At 46.4% G+C, this 19,166-nt stretch carries 13 protein-coding genes; 8 read left to right on the top strand and 5 right to left on the bottom strand.

The window, feature by feature from the left end:
* Window positions 1-117 precede the first annotated feature (117 nt).
* The 6 genes from AB4384_RS07290 (at window position 118) to AB4384_RS07265 (ending at window position 8,181) form a co-directional block, all read left to right on the top strand.
* Entirely contained in the window at window positions 118-1,845 is a 1,728-nt protein-coding gene (locus tag AB4384_RS07290) for an ABC transporter ATP-binding protein (protein ID WP_048607507.1), read from the top strand.
* Between the two features lie 94 nt (window positions 1,846-1,939).
* Window positions 1,940-3,493, top strand: coding sequence for an ABC transporter substrate-binding protein (locus tag AB4384_RS07285; protein ID WP_017060133.1), 1,554 nt, complete (start codon window positions 1,940-1,942; stop codon window positions 3,491-3,493).
* A gap of 178 nt (window positions 3,494-3,671) precedes the next feature.
* On the top strand, window positions 3,672-4,649 hold the full coding sequence (locus AB4384_RS07280; RefSeq protein ID WP_017060134.1) for an ABC transporter permease: 978 nt from the start codon (window positions 3,672-3,674) through the stop codon (window positions 4,647-4,649).
* A 2-nt stretch (window positions 4,650-4,651) separates the two neighbouring features.
* A complete protein-coding gene (locus AB4384_RS07275; RefSeq protein ID WP_017060135.1) occupies window positions 4,652-5,590 on the top strand; it encodes an ABC transporter permease in 939 nt (312 codons plus the stop codon).
* Window positions 5,591-5,777: 187 nt separating this feature from the next.
* Complete coding sequence (locus AB4384_RS07270; RefSeq protein ID WP_372129209.1) at window positions 5,778-6,740, top strand: SPOR domain-containing protein; 963 nt, start codon at window positions 5,778-5,780, stop codon at window positions 6,738-6,740.
* Window positions 6,741-6,939: 199 nt separating this feature from the next.
* The gene (locus AB4384_RS07265; RefSeq protein ID WP_372104531.1) at window positions 6,940-8,181 is read left to right on the top strand and encodes an NADH:ubiquinone reductase (Na(+)-transporting) subunit B; all 1,242 of its coding nucleotides are present in this window, start codon (window positions 6,940-6,942) and stop codon (window positions 8,179-8,181) included.
* A gap of 92 nt (window positions 8,182-8,273) precedes the next feature.
* Here the strand turns inward: AB4384_RS07265 and AB4384_RS07260 are convergent, their stop codons facing one another.
* From AB4384_RS07260 to AB4384_RS07245, 4 genes are all read right to left on the bottom strand, one after another.
* On the bottom strand, window positions 8,274-8,525 hold the full coding sequence (locus AB4384_RS07260; RefSeq protein ID WP_017070091.1) for a DUF6482 family protein: 252 nt from the start codon (window positions 8,523-8,525) through the stop codon (window positions 8,274-8,276).
* Between the two features lie 146 nt (window positions 8,526-8,671).
* The gene (locus tag AB4384_RS07255; protein WP_372129208.1) at window positions 8,672-10,390 is read right to left on the bottom strand and encodes a hypothetical protein; all 1,719 of its coding nucleotides are present in this window, start codon (window positions 10,388-10,390) and stop codon (window positions 8,672-8,674) included.
* Between the two features lie 201 nt (window positions 10,391-10,591).
* On the bottom strand, window positions 10,592-11,947 hold the full coding sequence (gorA, locus tag AB4384_RS07250; protein ID WP_136978536.1) for a glutathione-disulfide reductase: 1,356 nt from the start codon (window positions 11,945-11,947) through the stop codon (window positions 10,592-10,594).
* Window positions 11,948-12,135: 188 nt separating this feature from the next.
* Window positions 12,136-12,975, bottom strand: a complete 840-nt coding sequence (locus AB4384_RS07245) for a 23S rRNA (adenine(2030)-N(6))-methyltransferase RlmJ (protein ID WP_017060143.1) — start codon at window positions 12,973-12,975, stop codon at window positions 12,136-12,138.
* Window positions 12,976-13,255: 280 nt separating this feature from the next.
* Here AB4384_RS07245 and prlC point away from each other — a divergent pair, with 280 nt between their 5' ends.
* Entirely contained in the window at window positions 13,256-15,298 is a 2,043-nt protein-coding gene (gene prlC / locus AB4384_RS07240) for an oligopeptidase A (protein WP_171732313.1), read from the top strand.
* A 91-nt stretch (window positions 15,299-15,389) separates the two neighbouring features.
* Here prlC and asnC read toward each other — a convergent pair whose 3' ends face one another.
* On the bottom strand, window positions 15,390-15,854 hold the full coding sequence (gene asnC / locus AB4384_RS07235; RefSeq protein WP_008218581.1) for a transcriptional regulator AsnC: 465 nt from the start codon (window positions 15,852-15,854) through the stop codon (window positions 15,390-15,392).
* A 126-nt stretch (window positions 15,855-15,980) separates the two neighbouring features.
* Between asnC and AB4384_RS07230 the strand changes: the two genes are divergently transcribed.
* A complete protein-coding gene (locus AB4384_RS07230; RefSeq protein WP_102320130.1) occupies window positions 15,981-19,103 on the top strand; it encodes an EAL domain-containing protein in 3,123 nt (1,040 codons plus the stop codon).
* The last annotated feature ends 63 nt before the right edge of the window (window positions 19,104-19,166 follow it).

Below are 19,166 nucleotides of genomic sequence, written 5' to 3'. Positions count from 1 at the left end.
TCTGTGAATTATTTGCCAAATTGTCAACCGTATAAAATATCAGAACAATATTCTGGTAAGAATGGATTCAATTTTGCAGACAGGGCAGAAAGCTGCCAAAGCAGTAGAGGTCTGGTAATGTCACTTTTAGAAGTAAAAAATCTTCGTATCGAATACCCATCTCGTCATGGAGTTCACGCCGCAGTTAAATCACTTTCGTTCAACATTGAACGTGGTGAGATTGTTGGTGTTGTAGGCGAGTCTGGTGCAGGTAAATCAACAGTAGGTAATGCTGTGATCGATTTGCTGAGCCCTCCTGGCCGCATTGCTAGCGGCGAGGTATTTCTGGATGGCGAAAAAGTCTCTGGTTTATCTCCTGAACAGATGCGTTCTGTTCGCGGCTCAAAGATTGGTTTTATCTTCCAAGACCCAATGACTTCTCTTAACCCTCTATTCACAGTAGAACAGCAGTTAAAAGAGACGATTCATGCCAACATGAAGGTTTCGGATCAAGAAGCCTACCAGCGCTCATTAGACTTGATGAACCAAGTGGGTATCCCACAACCAGAAAACCGTTTAAAGCAGTACCCTCACCAATTCTCTGGCGGTATGCGTCAGCGTGTGGTTATCGCGATCGCATTGGCAGGTGAACCTGACCTAATCATCGCAGATGAACCAACAACAGCACTGGATGTTTCTATCCAAGACCAGATCTTGGGTTTGATTCGCGACCTATGTATTAAGAAGAACGTAGGTTGCATGTTGGTCACGCACGACATGGGCGTGGTATCTAACGTTACCGACCGCGTAGCCGTTATGTATCGTGGTGACTTAGTTGAGTTTGGCCCAACAGCGAAAGTTCTGGGTACTCCTGAGCACCCATATACACACAGTCTTATCTCTGCGGTTCCTCGTTCGGATCGCAAACTCGATCGTTTCCCTCTTGTTAGCTACATCGAAGAAGCACAAGAGATGGAACCATTGGATGTGAAGAACCACTGGTTAGGTCAAAGCCAAGATCACCGTGATTACACTGGCCCTCTGTTGAACGTTGAGAACGTAAACTTACGCTTTACTACCAAAGATTCTTTCTTTGAGAGCCGTCGTGAGTACGTTCAAGCATCCAACAACGTGAGCTTTGAAGTGCATGAAGGTGAGACGTTTGGTTTAGTAGGTGAATCAGGTTCAGGTAAATCAACGATTGCTCGTGTGATTGCTGGCTTGTACGCACCAAACTCAGGCAAGGTAACGTTTGAAGGCGTTGATCTTACTGGTCTGAAATCTGAAAAAGAACGTCGCCCTATGCGTCGTCAAATGCAGATGGTTTTCCAAAACCCTTACACATCAATGAACCCTCGAATGAAGATATTCGACATCATTGCTGAGCCTATCCGATTCCATAAGCTTACTCGTAACGAAAATGAAACTCGTCAGATCGTGAACGATCTACTAGAGCACGTTGGTTTGGGCGTAATGGCCGGGGTTAAGTACCCACACGAATTCTCAGGTGGCCAACGTCAGCGTATTTCTATCGCTCGCGCCTTGGCAACTCGCCCTCGTCTTTTGATTTGTGATGAACCTACGTCGGCACTGGATGTGTCGGTACAGGCTCAGATCCTCAACCTATTAAAAGACTTACAAGACGAGCTAAACCTAACCATGCTGTTCATCAGTCACGATTTACCGGTTATTCGCCAAATGTGTGATCGTGTTGGTGTGATGCAAATGGGAGAGCTATTGGAAGTTGCGCCAACCGAGCAGCTATTCCAATCGCCTCAGCATGAATACAGCAAACACCTAATTTCTTTAATGCCTGAATTTACAGGTTTAAGAGAAGAAAAAGCAGTGGCACAAGCCGCGGTATAAAAATCAGCAGGCTGGAGTTTAGCTTGCTAAAAACAATAAACAGACGCAAATACAACAACTAGGGATCTGGATTCCCGCATGAAGGAGTTATGCAATGAAAACCATGAAAAGCAAATTAGCAGTAGCTTTAATGGCAGCTGGCCTAAGCTTTAGTGCAGCAGCAGCAGATATTACCGTTGGCTACGCAGCTGACCCAGTATCACTTGACCCGCACGAGCAGCTGTCTGGTGGCACACTGCAAATGTCTCACATGGTGTTTGACCCTCTAGTACGTTTCACTCAAGAGATGGATTTTGAAGGCCGCCTAGCATCTAGCTGGGAGCGTGTTGATGAAACGACTTTCCGCTTCAACCTACGTAAAGGTGTGAAATTCCACTCTGGTAACGAACTGACTGCTGATGATGTTGTGTGGACTTTTGAACGTCTACAAGCTTCTCCAGACTTTAAGTCTATCTTCACGCCATACGAAAAAATGGTAAAAGTGGATGACTACACAGTTGAGCTAGTATCAAAAGCGGCTTACCCACTAGTACTACAAACAGCAACTTACATCTTCCCAATGGACAGCAAGTTCTACTCTGGCCAAACAGCGGAAGGTAAAGACAAGTCTGAGCTAGTTAAGCACGGTAACTCGTTTGCTTCGACTAACGTTTCAGGTACTGGTCCATTTATCGTAACGCAGCGTGAGCAAGGCGTTAAAGTAACGTTCGAGCGTTTCAACGATTACTGGGACACAGAAACTGAAGGCAACGTAGACAAGCTAACACTTGTGCCAATCAAAGAAGACGCGACACGTGTTGCAGCACTTCTTTCTGGCGACGTTGATATGATTCACCCAGTAGCACCAAACGATCACAAGCGTGTTAAAAACGCTAAGAACATCGATCTAGTGACGCTACCTGGTACTCGTATCATCACGTTCCAAATGAACCAAAACAGCAACGAAGCACTTAAAGATGTTCGCGTTCGTCAGGCGATTGTTCACGCAATCAATAACGAAGGTATCGTTAAGAAGATCATGAAAGGCTTCGCAACAGCAGCTGGTCAGCAAAGCCCAACAGGCTACGCGGGTCACAACGAAGACCTAGTTCCTCGTTACGATCTGAAAAAAGCGAAAGAGCTGATGAAAGAAGCGGGCTACGAAGATGGCTTTACGCTAACTATGATGGCTCCAAACAACCGTTACGTGAACGATGCGAAAGTAGCGCAAGCGTCTGCGGCAATGCTGTCTAAGATTGGTATCAAAGTTGATCTTAAAACTATGCCTAAAGCACAGTACTGGCCTGAGTTTGACCTATGTTCAGCAGACATGATGATGATCGGCTGGCACTCAGATACAGAAGATTCAGCTAACTTCAACGAGTTCCTAACTATGACTCGTAACGAAGAGACTGGCCGTGGTCAATACAACTGTTCTGGCTACTCAAACCCAGAAATGGATGCGATCGTAGAAGCTTCTAACACTGAAACTGACCCAGTTAAGCGTGCTGAAATGCTGAAAGGCGTTGAAGCAACACTTTACAACGACGCAGCATTCGTACCGCTACACTGGCAAAGTGAAGCGTGGGGCGCGAAGTCTAACGTAGGTGCAGCAGACGTAGTAAACCCAATGGTTATGCCTTACTTCGGCGACCTAGTTGTAAAATAATCTAGCTTGCTAGAATCGAGAGCCTGAAGCTTTTCAGGCTCTCAAATTATTAAGATATAGATTTAAGTTTCGGTATTTGGTCTTCCTTCAGTCTGGCTAAATACCTTTTTTAAGACTGAATTTTGTTATCTAGTCGCGGATTTCGACTAGATAGTCATGGATAGATAAGGGGCAAGGAATGGTTACGTTTCTGGTCAAGCGCCTGTTTCAGGCACTGATAGTGATGTTTGTGATCAGTTTGGTGGCGTTTGCCATTCAGGATAACCTGGGCGACCCGTTGCGTGAGTTAGTCGGTCAATCTGTTTCAGAATCGGAGCGTCAAGCGCTGCGTGATGAACTCGGCTTAAATGATCCCTTCATTACAAAATACACTCGCTTTGTGGGCGCAGCTCTACAAGGTGATCTTGGTACTTCATATTTCTTTAAACGCCCAGCTGTGGACGTAATCTTAGATAAACTAGTCGCAACGCTTGAGCTTGTGTTCGGCGCTTCTCTGATCATTGTTTGTCTGTCGATTCCACTTGGCGTTTATTCTGCAATACACCCAAAAAGCTTCTTCACTAAACTGGTGATGGCGGGCAGTAGTATCGGCATTTCTGTGCCTGTTTTCTTAACCGCAATCATGTTGATGTATGTATTCTCTATTGAGTTAGGTTGGCTGCCGTCGTTTGGACGTGGTGAGACCGCAAACTGGTTTGGCTGGGAGTCTGGTTTCTTAACGCTCGATGGCCTTGCACACTTAGTGCTGCCGAGTATTGCTCTAGCATCTATCATGCTGCCTCTGTTCATTCGTCTAGTACGCTCTGAAATGCTAGAGGTTCTTAGCTCTGAATATATCAAGTTTGGTAAAGCAAAAGGCCTAGCGCTGAACAAGATTTACTACCAACACGCTTTGAAAAACACAATGCTGCCAGTACTAACGGTAGGCGGTGTTCAAATCGGTACTATGGTGGCTTACACCATTCTTACTGAAACTGTATTCCAGTGGCCGGGTACCGGCTTCCTATTCCTTGAAGCGATTAACCGAGTGGATACACCACTGATTACCGCATACGTTATCTTCGTTGGCCTGATCTTCGTAGTAACTAACACCATTGTTGACCTGCTATACGGCATCATTAACCCAACAGTGAACATCACAGGGAAAGGAGCATAATCATGGAACAAACAACAACAGCTCCATCTCGTTGGGAGCGATTCAAGCAGTCAGACATTCTGTACTACTTCTTACGTGACAAAGTGGCAATGGTGAGCTTCGCTATCTTTGCAGCTTTCCTTGTTATGGCATTAGCGGCACCTATTCTAGCGCCAACAGACCCGTATGACGTGACGTCTATCGACATCATGGATTCTGAGTTGCCACCATCTTGGATGGAAGACGGCGAAGAACGCTTCCTACTGGGTACTGATGAGCAGGGTCGTGACATCTTATCTACGATGCTTTACGGCTCGCGTCTGTCATTGACGATCGGTTTCCTAGCGGTAGGTCTTCAGCTGACTCTCGGTATCATCATTGGCTTGTCTGCAGGTTACTTCGGTGGTCGTATTGATAGCTTCCTGATGCGTTTTGCCGATGTTCAGCTTTCGTTCTCAACCATGATGGTTGCGATCATTGTCTCGGCCATCTTTAAGGCGAGTTTCGGTAGTGACTTCTACGCGCAATATGCGGTTGTTATGCTGGTGGTGATCATCGGTATTGCTGAATGGCCGCAGTATGCTCGTACGATTCGTGCATCGGTATTGGCAGAGAAGAAGAAAGAGTACGTAGAAGCGGCACGTGTGATGGGCTTTAGAGCGCCTCGCATCATGTTCCGCCATATTCTGCCTAACTGTTTATCACCGATTTTGGTTATCTCTACGGTACAGGTGGCAAATGCCATCATGTCAGAAGCGGCACTTTCTTTCCTCGGTTTAGGTCTTCCGGTAGACCAACCGTCACTCGGTGCCCTGATCAGTACTGGTTTTAACTACATTTTCTCAGGAGCATGGTGGATCACAGCATTCCCAGGTGTGCTTTTGGTAACATTGGTTCTCGTTATTAACCTATTAGGCGACTGGTTACGTGACGTGTTTAACCCGAAAATTTATAAAGGGTGATAGCCCGGTTTGATTTTTAGTAAAAAAAGTCACTAAATTAAGAGCCGTAAGCAATTACGGCTCTTTTTTTGCTTAATGGATCTGGAACTTAGTATTATTGACAGTGTCAATAATAGTTAAAATGGAATTCATGTTTTATCGATATAGATTCGGTAATAATTAGCCCGCAAGGGTTTAAGTGGTGGTTATGAAATTGACAATGAATGCTGTATGTCGTGCTGTGACGAGACATTATCGTATGGGGCTTATCGCTGCATCTCTTTTGGTATCGAGCCAAGTGAATGCAGAGTCGGTTCTATGTGATGCAACTCAGGCAAGCACCAACCAATTACCACAGCTAGAGCAATCATGTCCGATCGGTAAGGGTGTATGGGGCAGTAAAGCGCCTAAACGTCATTCAGATAACGAACTGTTTTGGGTTCAATGTGGCCTGCTGAATAAGCCTCTGTCACTGAGCCGAGCAAAGCCCCTATATGAGAAAATCTCGACCAACGTGTGGATGAAGCCGGAAGGCGGAGACTACCGTTGCTTAATCGGACCTTACTCTACCTTCTCTGATGCGAGAAAAGACCTAGCTCAGGTGCGTAAGGTTCCTGGTTACGGTGAAGCGTTTATTCGTATGGTCGATAAGTCGAAAACCTCATCACAGCCTATTGTGGCAAAACCAGCAGAGCCAAAAATGGTTAAGCCTAAGGCTCCTGCAAAAGTAGAATCTAAGCCTGCACCGAAACCTGTGGCTGCTAAGCAAGCGGCGGCGGTAACGAGTACTGCTGCTATTCAGACATTACCAAGCGGCAACGTGAGCTCAGACGATGATCTAGAGATCGAGATTCGCGTGAAAGCAGACATTGCGGGTAGCCAATATGCTATTCCTTACCTTCTAGATCATCAACAACAGTTCTACATGGAGCAAGGTAAGCCTTGGAGTCGCCTAGATTACGCCAGTGCTGAGTTAGTGTGTAAGCAGCTCAACATGAAGCTGATGACTGAAAAGCAATGGCAGAGCATCTTAGGTTCGAAGGTAATGGAGAAACAGAACTGGCCAATGCACCTACCTTACTGGGGCGCAGATAAGAAAGGTCTGTTTACCAACGGTAACGTGAATCAACTAAAAGGGTCTTCACTTCTCAATGTGATGTGTGTGAAATAACTCCGACATGCAGCAATACCAAATAAGCCTCAGCCATCGCTGGGGCTTTGTTGTTTATACGCCTCTCTTTTTCAACATCGGTTCGACTTTTAGACACTCGTTCTTCAAGACGAATTTGATTAAAAATTGTTAAAAATTGTTCAAATAGCGCGGCTGATGCGTAGAAAACCATAACTCAAGCAATAAGGTGATTGAGATTATGAGTTTAAAAAAACGATTAGAAGACGTGGCTCCACGCTTTGAAGCCGGAGGGAAGTACGAAAAGCTCTACCCAGTGTATGAAGCTTTCGCGACAATATTCTATACACCCGGAAACGTAAACCGCGGTATAACCCATGTTCGTGACAGCATTGACCTAAAGCGCATCATGATTCTGGTATGGCTGGCGACTTTCCCGGCAATGTTCTGGGGGATGTATAACGTCGGACACCAAAGCGTCCTCGCATTAACCTCCAGCTATCAACTTAACGAACTTGCCTCGGTTATTGAAAGCAGCTGGCGTCTGTCGTGGGCATTTGGTGATGCGCAGTCATTGGTGGCAAGTGGCTGGGAAAGTCAGATGTTGCTTGGTGCACTCTATTTCCTACCCGTTTATGCCACGGTGTTTGTGGTAGGTGGCTTCTGGGAGGTTTTATTTGCCGTTGTACGAAAACATGAGGTGAATGAAGGTTTCTTTGTTAGCTCGGTACTATTCGCACTCATTCTTCCGCCAACCATCCCGCTTTGGCAAGCCGCTTTAGGTATCACCTTTGGTATCGTTGTCGCCAAAGAGCTGTTCGGTGGTACAGGACGAAACTTCTTGAACCCAGCCCTTGCAGGCCGCGCGTTTCTCTATTTCGCCTATCCAGCCAACATGTCGGGTGGGCTTGTGTGGGTTGCCGCTGACGGCTATTCAGGCGCGACACCGCTGAGTCAATGGTATGAAGGCGGCAGCACGTCACTCATCAATAACATGACTGGCGAGGCGATCACCTGGATGGATGCCTTTATCGGTAATATTCCAGGTTCGATGGGTGAGGTGTCGTCACTGCTGATCATGCTGACGGGGTTGATTTTGATTGTGATGAAGATAGCGTCTTGGCGCATTGTCGCCGGTGTGATTGTCGGCCTTGTCGTGACGTCGAGTTTACTGAACTGGATAGGGTCGGATACTAACTCGATGTTTTCGATGCCGTTTTACTGGCACTTTGTGTTGGGTGGTGTTGCCTTTGGTACCTTCTTCATGGCAACAGACCCTGTATCTGCCGCGTTTACCAATCAGAGTAAATGGGCCTATGGGATTTTGATCGGCGTGATGACGGTCGGTATTCGAGTGCTTAATCCAGCCTACCCAGAGGGCATTATGCTGGCTATCTTGTTCGCCAACCTGTTCGCTCCGCTATTCGACGTTGTAGTGAAAGAGCAGAACATTAAACGAAGACTTAAACGGACATCGCGCTAATCTAGGTGATTAAAAGTGAAAGTGACTCCCATAAGAAAGGCTTGCATTGATGCAAGCCTTTCAATTTTTATCGCGATTGATTTGAGGTTGATTTAACTCCACTTCAAATCAATCTCGAAAGGCTGTGTGCTACCACAATGCTCACCACACATCTCGTCGTAGGCACTGTTGTGAACCAACATTGCCGATGCTACGCCTTGGTCGCTAAAGTGATCGCGTGCTTGGTTAATACTCAAAAACTTCATAGGGTGCTGGTGGTCATCTTTGATTAATTGTTTTTGCTCGCCAATAACTTGGTAAGCCAAGTAAATCCCGCCTTCAAATGATTCGATCAGTAGATTCATTACAAACTCCGTTGTTGTTTTGGATCGCTAAGATTTTGTTTTTGTATCTACGGGGATGGGGGCTTGAAGGTTCATCTATACTAAAAATGAAAAAAACCAGAAGCGTGCTTCTGGTTTATCTAGAGGTAAACGAATCAATTTAGCGATTAGTTGATTTTCTGCATGATGCTAGAGCTGCCGTTGCTATTACCGAAGCTGTCCATCTTACGACGAATCAGTAGGCCCTCATCCCAATCAGTGCCTGCTGGTTGGTATTCCCATTTAATGAAGTACTCATCGTTTGCGTGGCACGCTGTACCTGCTACATAGTCACCAGCGTCACAGAAGCGCACGACCGTGTTCAACTCAGTCAAGGTTGCTTTCGACTCGCGGCCCGCTTGGTTGAACCACCAGTAGTCGATAGTCGCTAATTCAGCGTAAGTATAAACAGACTCGCCCAAATCTTCCGGTGATGAAGGAGCACCATTTTGGCTTTCACACTCTGCGCCAGATATTGTGATTGCTAAGTCTGAGAAGACCATTCTCATGACTGCACTTTGTCCATCGCCACAAATCGCGGTGGTGTCCCATGTACCTGTGAAGTCGACGTAGCGCTCGGCATCTTTTGAATCAACTTCATAATAGTAACCAACGCGCTCTGTTGCACGAGATGGGTCATTGTTAGGGTCATCGCCTAGTGTTTCTTTTTTAACGATCTCGGAATAAATACCAGTCACAGGGTCAAAAGAGCCAGAGGTTGTGCTGCGAATCCATTTTGGCGTGCCGTTCTTACCATCATCCCAAACATGGTTGGCGGTGTAATGGTTTAGGTCTGATGCCTTTTCAGCATCAAACGGCATCCAGTCGATGTCCGAGTTTGTAAATTCTTCATCTGCCGTTGAAGACTGTGCTAGATCTCGAAGTCTGTATGCAAAAGGGTTGTTGAGCACAAACTGACTATCCGGTGTAAGATCGCCATTCTCATGGTCTATTTGGTTATCACCATCAATATCACAACCCTTCCTTTCTGGATCTTCTTCTTCGATCCATTGGTGCGCAGCGTTAGAAACACAGGTGAGGTACTGTTCTGCGAAGTTTTCCGACAATGAATAATCGTTCGATCCAGCCAGCATAGAGACGGAGTCAGCTGAGTTCACCTTGAATGTCATCTCGGTCATGCCACGAGTACGTTCAAACATTTCTGATTCCATAAGCTTATCAGCATGAACGTAGGTGAACTTTTCAGAGTTTTGAGTCACATCAATATAACGAACGATTTTACCTTCAGCCATAAAAGGATTAACGGTGTCTTCGCCGCGAGTCATTGAACCAAACGCATTTTGCATATGATCAAGAGCATCTTCTTCCGAAGTGATGTTTGCAGAGTCTACGCCCATTTCGTCTAAGAAGTCGATCACGCTATCACGATCATCTAAGCTTAGATCTTCCATCTTAGCTAGAGTCGTTGCATCAGGCGATCGCAGCGCATCTGGAATGGTCAGCACATCATCGGACGAACTACCAAATTCGTTATCTAAAGATTGAAGTAAAATCGCTAGGTTAACGGCACGTGCATATTTGCCCGCAGCTTCAAATGGAGTCAATACATCACGGTTGGATGCTGCGCCCACTTTTAAGCCATTTTCACCACCAATAAAGAAGGTCACTGTGTCGTTAGTTTTAGCGGTAAATTCGCCTTCGCTATTTGTAATACCGTTTAAGCCAGAACTGGTGTTGTAGTAGATACCTTCAACAGCGGCATCGATAAATTTGTTGGTTGTTGTTGATGGTTCTGTCGGTGTTGTGACACCTGAATTAGAACTGTCGCTACCACAACCTGTTAAAGCCACTGCAATCGCCGCTGCGAGAATACTCACTTTTTTCATTACTCGTATATCCTTTCTGTAATAGAGCTATTTGTTATTTTTATGCGTGTAATTTTATAGCGCGCGATTGTAGCGTGATCTTTCTTCCAAGTTAAGTGTGTAAAATGCTGCTCGGTTAATAAACATTCAAACATACGGTAAAAAACACAAAAAGCCGACAGATGTCGGCTTTTTCATAATATTTCTTTGACTTACAAAGGTTTAACGCATCGTCACAAATTCTTCGCTGCCCGTTGGGTGAATCGCCACAACAGAGTCGAAATCTGCTTTGGTTGCGCCCATCTTCATTGCAACGCCGAAGCCTTGAATCATTTCATCAACAGTGAAACCGATGCCGTGTAGGCCAACTACAGTCTCTTCTTCGCCAGCACATACTAGCTTCATCTTACAAGGTTGACGGTGCTGAGTGACTGCTGTGTACATTGCAGTAAAACCAGACGTGTATACCTTGATGTTGTCTTTGCCGTATTGCTCTTCAGCTTCTTGAGTCGTTAGACCAATGGTGCCGATAGGTGGGTGGCTGAATACAACAGTAGGAACGAGCGTGTAGTCCATCTTCGCGTTTGATTGACCGTTGAATAGGCGCTCAGAAAGCTGACGACCGGCTTTAACAGCAACAGGTGTTAGCTCGATGCCGCCTTCCATGATGTCGCCAACACAGTAGATACCAGGAACGTTGGTTGCTTGGAACTCGTCTACTTTGATGTAGCCACGATCGTTCGTCTCAACGCCAGTTGATGCTAGGTTGATAGCGTCAGTTGCTGGATGGCGACCGATAGCCCAGATTAGGTGGTCAACGTTTTGAGTGTTGCCGTTCTCTAGGTGTAGAGTCAGTGTGCCATCCGCTTCTTTCACAACTTCTTTAGGCACTGAGTGCGTGTGAAGTGTTGGACCTTCTGCTTCCATTACTTCTACTAGCGTTTCGATGATCATTGGATCGAAGCTACGTAGTGGAGATTCTTTACGACAGAACAAGTGTGTTTCTGTGCCTAGTGCGCTTAGTACACCTGCGATCTCAACTGCGATGTAGCCAGCACCGATAACCGCAACGCGTTTTGGTTGCTCCATTAGGTCGAAGAAGCCATTTGAGTCGATGCCGTATTCTGCACCTGGGATGTTTGGAATTGTTGGACGACCACCTACCGCGATCAGGATGTGATCTGCTGTGTAGTGTTCACCGTTCACTTCAACTGTCTTTTCATCAACGAACTTAGCAAAGCCTTTGATTACGTTTACTTTGTTGTTACCTAGTACGCGGTCGTAAGATTGGTGGATACGACCAATGTACGCTTGGCGGTTTTCAATCAGCTTGCTCCAGTTAAAGCTTTTTACTTCAACGTCGAAGCCGTAATCTTCAGAGTATAGGTTGATCGCTTCAGCAACTTGAGCGCCGTGCCACATTACCTTTTTAGGAACACAACCAACGTTTACACAAGTACCACCAAGGTCTTGAGCTTCGATAAGTGCAACCTTTGCACCGTGCATTGCTGCGCGGTTTGCTGATGCGATGCCGCCTGAACCGCCGCCGATACAGATGTAATCAAAATGAGTCGCCATTACTTTCTCCATTTATTGAAGGCTGTGGGTACAGTGAGCGCACTGAACACCTACGTCCTATAGATTCTTAAATTGTATAATTATTATATTGAGGGCAGATCGGTTGAACTCAATCTCCCTGTTTAAAATTTATTCGTGTACGTCACAATCTGCTTAATATTTGTCAGAGCATGACGTTAAGTTCGAGATTACTCGGGTACGATCCACTCTACTTTGAAGTGACCGGTCGCCGGCGCAATTGCTTCCTTCAAGAATGGAAGAATCTCTTTCATTTGGCTTTCTAGCTTCCAAGGCGGGTTGATCACAATCATGCCTGATGCTGTCATGCCGCGCTCGTTGGTGTCTGGTGATACGCCAAGTTCGATTTGTAGAATCTTGTTGATGCCTAAGCCTTCGAGACCTTCGATCATATCTTCGATATCGCAGCGATTTACTACCGGGTACCAAATTGCGTAGATACCGGTTGCCCAGCGCTTGTGGCTTTGAGCGATTGCAGTCACGACATCACGGTACTCTTTTGCCAGCTCGTAAGGCGGGTCGATCAGTACTAAACCACGACGTTCTTTTGGTGGCAGGCTGCCCTTTAAGCGCTTAAAACCATCTTCTTTGTAGATAGATACCTGACGATCACGGTGGAACTCTTGCTCAAGCAGCGGGTGATCGGCTGGGTGAAGCTCAGTCAGTACCATGCGGTCTTGGTCACGCAGGTGTGCACGTGCAACACGTGGAGAGCCCGGGTAGTAACGCAGTTTCTCGCCATTATTGAGAATGGAAATAGACTCAAGGTAGCTTTGAATGTCTTCAGGAAGGTCTGTTTGCTCCCACACACGAGCAATACCTTGCTTGTATTCACCGGTTTTTTCAGACCATTCATGCGTTAAGTCGTAACGACCTACACCAGAGTGAGTGTCATGATAAACAAAAGGCTTATCCTTCTGTTTCAAAGAATTAAGAATAAGGCTCTGTACGATATGCTTTACTACGTCGGCATGGTTACCTGCGTGGAAGCTGTGGCGATAACTTAACAAATTAAACTCTCGTAACACTCTCGATTTAGAGTGTGGTTAGTGTAGGTGGGGTTAATCAGACCATTATAACCCTCAATGGACCATAAATTCTCGAACAATTCAGGGACAGTCGTTCGCAATATGTGGTTAGTTATTGGTTCTACTATTGAAATTTGCCTTATTGGGCACTATTTAATAACTATTCGCAGGTGATTTTTTTAGGGCGAACCTGAGCCTGATGACTGTAAGACGACCTCATTACAAAAAAGACGAAAGTCTCTAAAGCCAAAGGAATGTTTATATGTCTAATCCGCTATTAACCTTCACGGACTTACCTCCGTTTTCACAGATCAAGCCAGAGCACGTAAAGCCTGCAGTTGAGCAAGTGATTGAAGCGTGTCGCAACAAGATAGAACAAGTACTTGAAGGTAATACTTCACCAAGCTGGGACAACCTAGTTGCTCCAATTGAAGAAGTGGATGATCGTTTAGGTCGCATTTGGTCACCTGTAAGCCATATGAACTCTGTCGTGAACAGTGACGAACTGCGTGAAGCGTATGAGAGCTGCTTACCTGTGCTATCTGAATACGGCACTTGGGTTGGCCAACACAAAGGCTTGTTCGAAGCGTATAAAGCGATCAAGGCGAGTGAAGCATTCTCTGCACTGAACCGAGCTCAACAAAAAACTATTACCGACGCACTGCGCGACTTTGAATTGTCGGGCATTGGCTTACCTGCAGATGAACAGCATCGTTACGGCGAGATCAGCAAGCGCCAGTCTGAGTTAGGCTCTCAATTCTCAAATAACGTGCTTGATGCAACCATGGGTTGGAGCAAGCAGATCACAGACGTAGCTGAGCTGGCAGGTATGCCTGAATCAGCACTGGCGGCAGCTCAAGCGGCGGCTGAGTCTAAAGAGCAAGAAGGCTACCTACTGACTTTAGATATCCCATCATACCTACCTGTGATGACCTACTGTGATAACCAAGAACTGCGTAAAGAGCTTTATGAAGCGTACGTAACGCGCGCTTCAGATCGCGGTCCAAACGCAGGTAAGTGGGACAACACTGAGATCATCACCGAGCAACTTAAGCTGCGCCACGAGATCGCGCGCATGCTTGGTTTCAGTACTTACAGCGAAAAATCACTGTCGACTAAGATGGCAGAAACGCCAGACCAAGTGCTTGGCTTCCTAAACGACCTAGCAGTAAAAGCCAAACCGCAAGGTGAGCGAGAAGTTGAAGAGCTGCGTCAGTTTGCAGAGAAAGAGTTTGGTGTTTCTGAGCTAAACCTATGGGACATCGCTTACTACAGCGAAAAGCAGAAGCAGAACCTGTTCGAGATCTCTGATGAAGAGCTTCGCCCATACTTCCCTGAATCGAATGTGGTTTCAGGCCTGTTTGAGGTGCTTAACCGTGTGTTTGGTATGTCGGTAACAGAGCGTCAAGGCGTAGACACTTGGCATGAGTCAGTGCGTTTCTTTGATATCTTTGATGCGACTGGAACACTGCGCGGTAGCTTCTACCTAGACCTATACGCACGTGAGCACAAACGTGGCGGCGCTTGGATGGATGACTGTCGTGGTCGTCGTATTACTGAATCTGGCGAGCTACAAACGCCCGTCGCTTACCTAACGTGTAACTTCAACAAGCCAGTTGGTGATAAGCCAGCACTGTTTACTCATGATGAAGTCGTGACTCTGTTCCACGAGTTTGGCCACGGTATCCACCACATGCTAACGCAAGTAGAAGCGGGCGCAGTTGCGGGTATCAATGGTGTGCCTTGGGATGCGGTTGAGCTACCAAGTCAGTTCCTAGAAAACTGGTGTTGGGAAGAAGAAGCGCTGTCGTTCATCTCTGGTCACTTCGAAACGGGTGAAGCGCTACCAAAAGAGATGCTAGAGAAGATGCTAGCGGCGAAGAACTTCCAATCTGCGATGTTTATCCTGCGTCAGCTAGAGCTTGGTTTGTTCGATTTCACGCTACACACAGAATACGACCCTGAAGTGGGTGCTCGCGTACTAGAAACGCTAGCGGATGTTAAGTCTAAGGTGTCGGTACTGCCAAGCCTAGATTGGAACCGTTTCTCACACAGCTTTGGTCACATCTTTGCTGGTGGTTACAGCGCGGGCTACTACAGCTACCTGTGGGCAGAAGTGCTATCGGCAGATGCGTTCTCAGCATTTGAAGAAGAGGGTATCTTCAACACTGAAACGGGTAATCGCTTCCTGAACAACATCCTTGAAATGGGTGGCAGTGAAGAGCCAATGGAGCTGTTCAAACGCTTCCGTGGTCGTGAGCCGCAAATCGACGCAATGCTGCGCCACGCGGGAATCAACGCATAATCACGGTAACTATCTAGTTTATTGCGAAAAGAGCCTCTAGTTAGAGGCTCTTTTTTTGTCTGTGCGTTATGCCAAGCAAGGCGAATCAATGTTATGGATTCACATTGCGGTTGATAGGGTTCTGCAATGAAATCAGTGTCTCTGTCGACTGAACTTCATCGATCGCTTGCAGCTTATCGATCAATACAAACTGCAGCTCTTCTATCGACTTACACATCAGCTTTACAAAGATATTGTAAGCACCAGTGGTGTAGTACGCCTCAACCACTTCGTCTAAGGCATTCAGCTTAGCGATCGCCGAGTGGTAATCTTTGGCAGCATTAAGGTTGATGCCAATAAAGCAACACACGTCGTAACCCAGTTTTTTGGTGTTTACCACAACTTCCGTTCGCTCGATAATGTCTGCCGATCTCATCTTTTCGATGCGAACGTGAATCGTCGCAGGGCTGACATCGAACTGCTTTGCCATTTCAGCGTAAGGAGTTCGTGCATCTTCCATCAAGGTTTTGAGAATGGCACGGTCTAGATCATCTAGACGAGCTGTGGTTGTGGACATGCATAATCCTTAGGTTGAATGAAAAACATACCGGCTTGAGTACACATCATAGCCAAGGGTGATAATATTAGCAGTAACTATAGGGTTAGGGTGAATTCAGTGCGATTTTCGTTATTTTTTATTGTGATGTGTTGGAGTGTTTTTGCTTCAGCTCAGGCAAAAGATGTGTTGGTTATTCACTCTTATCATCAAGGCTTTTTCTGGACAGATGATTTCCATAAAGGACTATCTGATGAGCTCGATCGCGATGGGTTATCTTACCGGGTTGTTTATCTCGATACCAAGCGAACTCAAAACGCTGAATACTTAGAGCGAATTTATCAGCTATACCGCACTAAGCTGTCGCATGAAGAGTTTGCCGCTGTAGTCGTCAGTGATAATAACGCCCTCAATCTGATGAAACGCTTAGCGCCCGAACTCAATGGCACGCCCGTTATTTTTGGTGGCATCAACAATTTTTCTCCGCAAATGATTGAAGGCTTGCACGCAACCGGTATCACTGAAGATATTGATATGGCGAGCAATATTGAGCTGATCAATCGACTTCAATCGACGGTTAAAAAAGTTTACGTGGTTACCGATCACTCGGTAACGGGTGAAGCTATTCGCGCTCAAGTGGATTTATTTCTACAAAAACGCCCTGAGTTTTCTGGGATGGTGGAGCAATATACGCCTGATTCTTATCAAGAACTGATGACGTTCGCGCAACGCGCTGATCTAACTAAAAGCTTGTTGTTCTGGGCCTACTACCGCGACATCAATGGTCGGGTCAGCAGCAAAGAAGACTGGCGTCAGCTCAACAAAAAAACTCAGATGCCATTGTATATTGTGCAAGATTTAGGACTTGGGTTTGGTGCGATTGGTGGCGTGATCCACAGTGGAGAAACGCAAGGTCGAGACACGGGGCGCGTGCTGTTGAGCGTGCTGAACAATCCTAAGGCTCCATTGCCATTGGTGGTTGCTGGCGCGCCAGAAATCAAACTCGATTACCAACAGATCTCACGTTGGGATTTGGGTGCAGAGAATGAAGCCTCAGTAACCTTCCTCAATAAGCCGAAGTCATTCTTAATGCGCTATCGCGATGAAATTCGCACCATCGGTTTAATGTTCTTGAGCATGTCGTGTGTTATCGCGGTGTTGGTGTATTACCTTAACCGTCTGAAGAAGAGCGAACGTGCAAGTCGCCAAAGCCAACGACTGTTGGAGTCGATATTTGATCAGAGCCTGCAATTTATGGGCATCATTGATAAGGGTGGCGTGCTGCTGTCGAGTAACAGCAAGTTACATGAGCTGCTTTATAATCAAGGCTATAAACTGGGAACGCCGCTGCAACAACACCAACATTGGGAAAGTTCTGCGCGAGAAGTGCTAGCCGAATATTTCATCGCAAAAAGTGAGCACCCAGCCTTACGATTTGAAGCCGAGGTGTGGTGTCGAGATCGCGGTGCGATGGTGTTGGATATTTCATTGAAGCCGATGCCGGGCAGTGAAGACGAAGACATTCAGTTTCTCTTTGAGGCGCGCGACGTGACCTCACGTAAGCTTGCTGAGAATAAGCTGTTCCAACGTGAAGCAAACTTGAAGCTGTATTACGACAAACAGCCGGTGATGATGATTACGCTCGATGGCAATAATCGCATTCAACAAGTGAACCAGTTTGCCGAAGAGCTTTTGGGATACCCTCTCGATCAGTTGTTGGGCCATCGCCCTAGAGAATTCTATGTTGATGAGAACGCGATGATTCCTCGTCATATCTTGCTGCAACCTCAGCATAAGATTCGTGGTGTGTGGCGTCGTGATATCGAATATCGCCATGCCGACGGCAGCAAGAGCTGGATTCGTGAAAATATCCGCCCGTTGGTGGAGTCTGATCAGCTGTTGATTGTGGGTGAAGACATCACCGAAACGCACGAGCTTTCTGAAAAGCTAGAGTATCAGGCTCGCTATGACCTACTGACTGACACCTTTAACCGCAACCACTTTGAGCAAGAGCTGCAAAAGGCGCTGAAAGAGGTTGAGAGCCACATGCGAACTCACGCAATGTTGTTCCTAGATTTGGATCAGCTGAAAGTGCTGAACGATACCGCAGGACATGAAGCGGGTGATGCTGCGATCTTGTTTAGCGCCAAACTGCTAGAAGACGTACTGCCTTACAATGCGGTGTTAGCGCGAATGGGTGGTGATGAGTTTGCTGTGCTGATGAAAGACTGTACTGAACGAGATGCGGTGAATGTGTGTCGCAGTATTATCTCGATGATGAGTGAGAATCCATTCTTGTGGGATGATATTCGACTCAACCTGACGTGCTCTATCGGTATTCGATTGATCGACCATACAGCAGCTTCACCACAGATGGTGCACGCTCAGGCGGATGCAGCTTGTCATGCCGCTAAAGAAGAAGGTCGCAATCGCTATCATCTTTACCATCAAGATGATGAAGACCTGCGTCGTCGCCATCTTGAGATGGAGTGCGTTAACCTAGTGCATGAGGCCTTGGCTAACGATCGCTTAGAGTTGTTTGCGCAGCGAATTCTTGGCCTAGATGAAGACAGCGATAAAATGCACTTTGAAATCTTGGTCCGCATCAAGAACATCCAAGGGGAATACATCTCCCCGGGGATCTTCATGCCAGCCTCAGAGCGTTATAACATCGCGCATTTGATTGACCGCCAAGTCGTCAGTCAAACCTTGGGTTGGTTGGAGCAACGCCCTGAGGTTATTGAGGAACTGGGGATGTGTTCAATCAATCTTTCCGGTCACTCGATGGGTAACCGTGAGTTTGTCGAATTTTTGATAGATAGCCTGAGCGATTCATCGATACCGTGTCATAAGATTTGTTTAGAGATCACCGAAACAGCGGCCATGAGTAACATGAAGCAGGCGATCAAGTTCTTCACTCGAATCAAAGAGCTTGGCTGCATGATTGCATTGGATGATTTTGGCTCAGGGCTATCGTCATTTGGCTATCTGAAAAAGCTGCCTGTCGATATTGTGAAGATCGATGGCTTGTTTGTACGTGATATTGATGTGAATGAGATGGACCATGTGATGGTTCGCTCGATCAATGATCTTGCCAAGCAGATGGGCAAGCACACCGTGGCTGAGTTCGTTGAAAATACCCAGATTATCGACAAGCTTATCGAACTGGGTGTGAACTACGCGCAGGGCTACATCATAGGGCGACCTAAGCCACTCGCAGAGCTTGTTGAAGAGTTAAGACAAGAGCGAGAGACAGAGCCATTGGTTTAGGTAAGCCGACTTTAGCTGGGAATACTTTTCACCGCTAATATGTATTGTTGAGGCAATCAGGTA

Origin of the sequence: Vibrio sp. 10N.261.51.A4, assembly GCF_041471945.1 — a bacterium.
GTDB lineage: Bacteria > Pseudomonadota > Gammaproteobacteria > Enterobacterales > Vibrionaceae > Vibrio > Vibrio crassostreae_C.
Note: the sequence above shows the minus strand (reverse complement) of the source record. Positions and strands in the feature narration are given on the sequence as shown.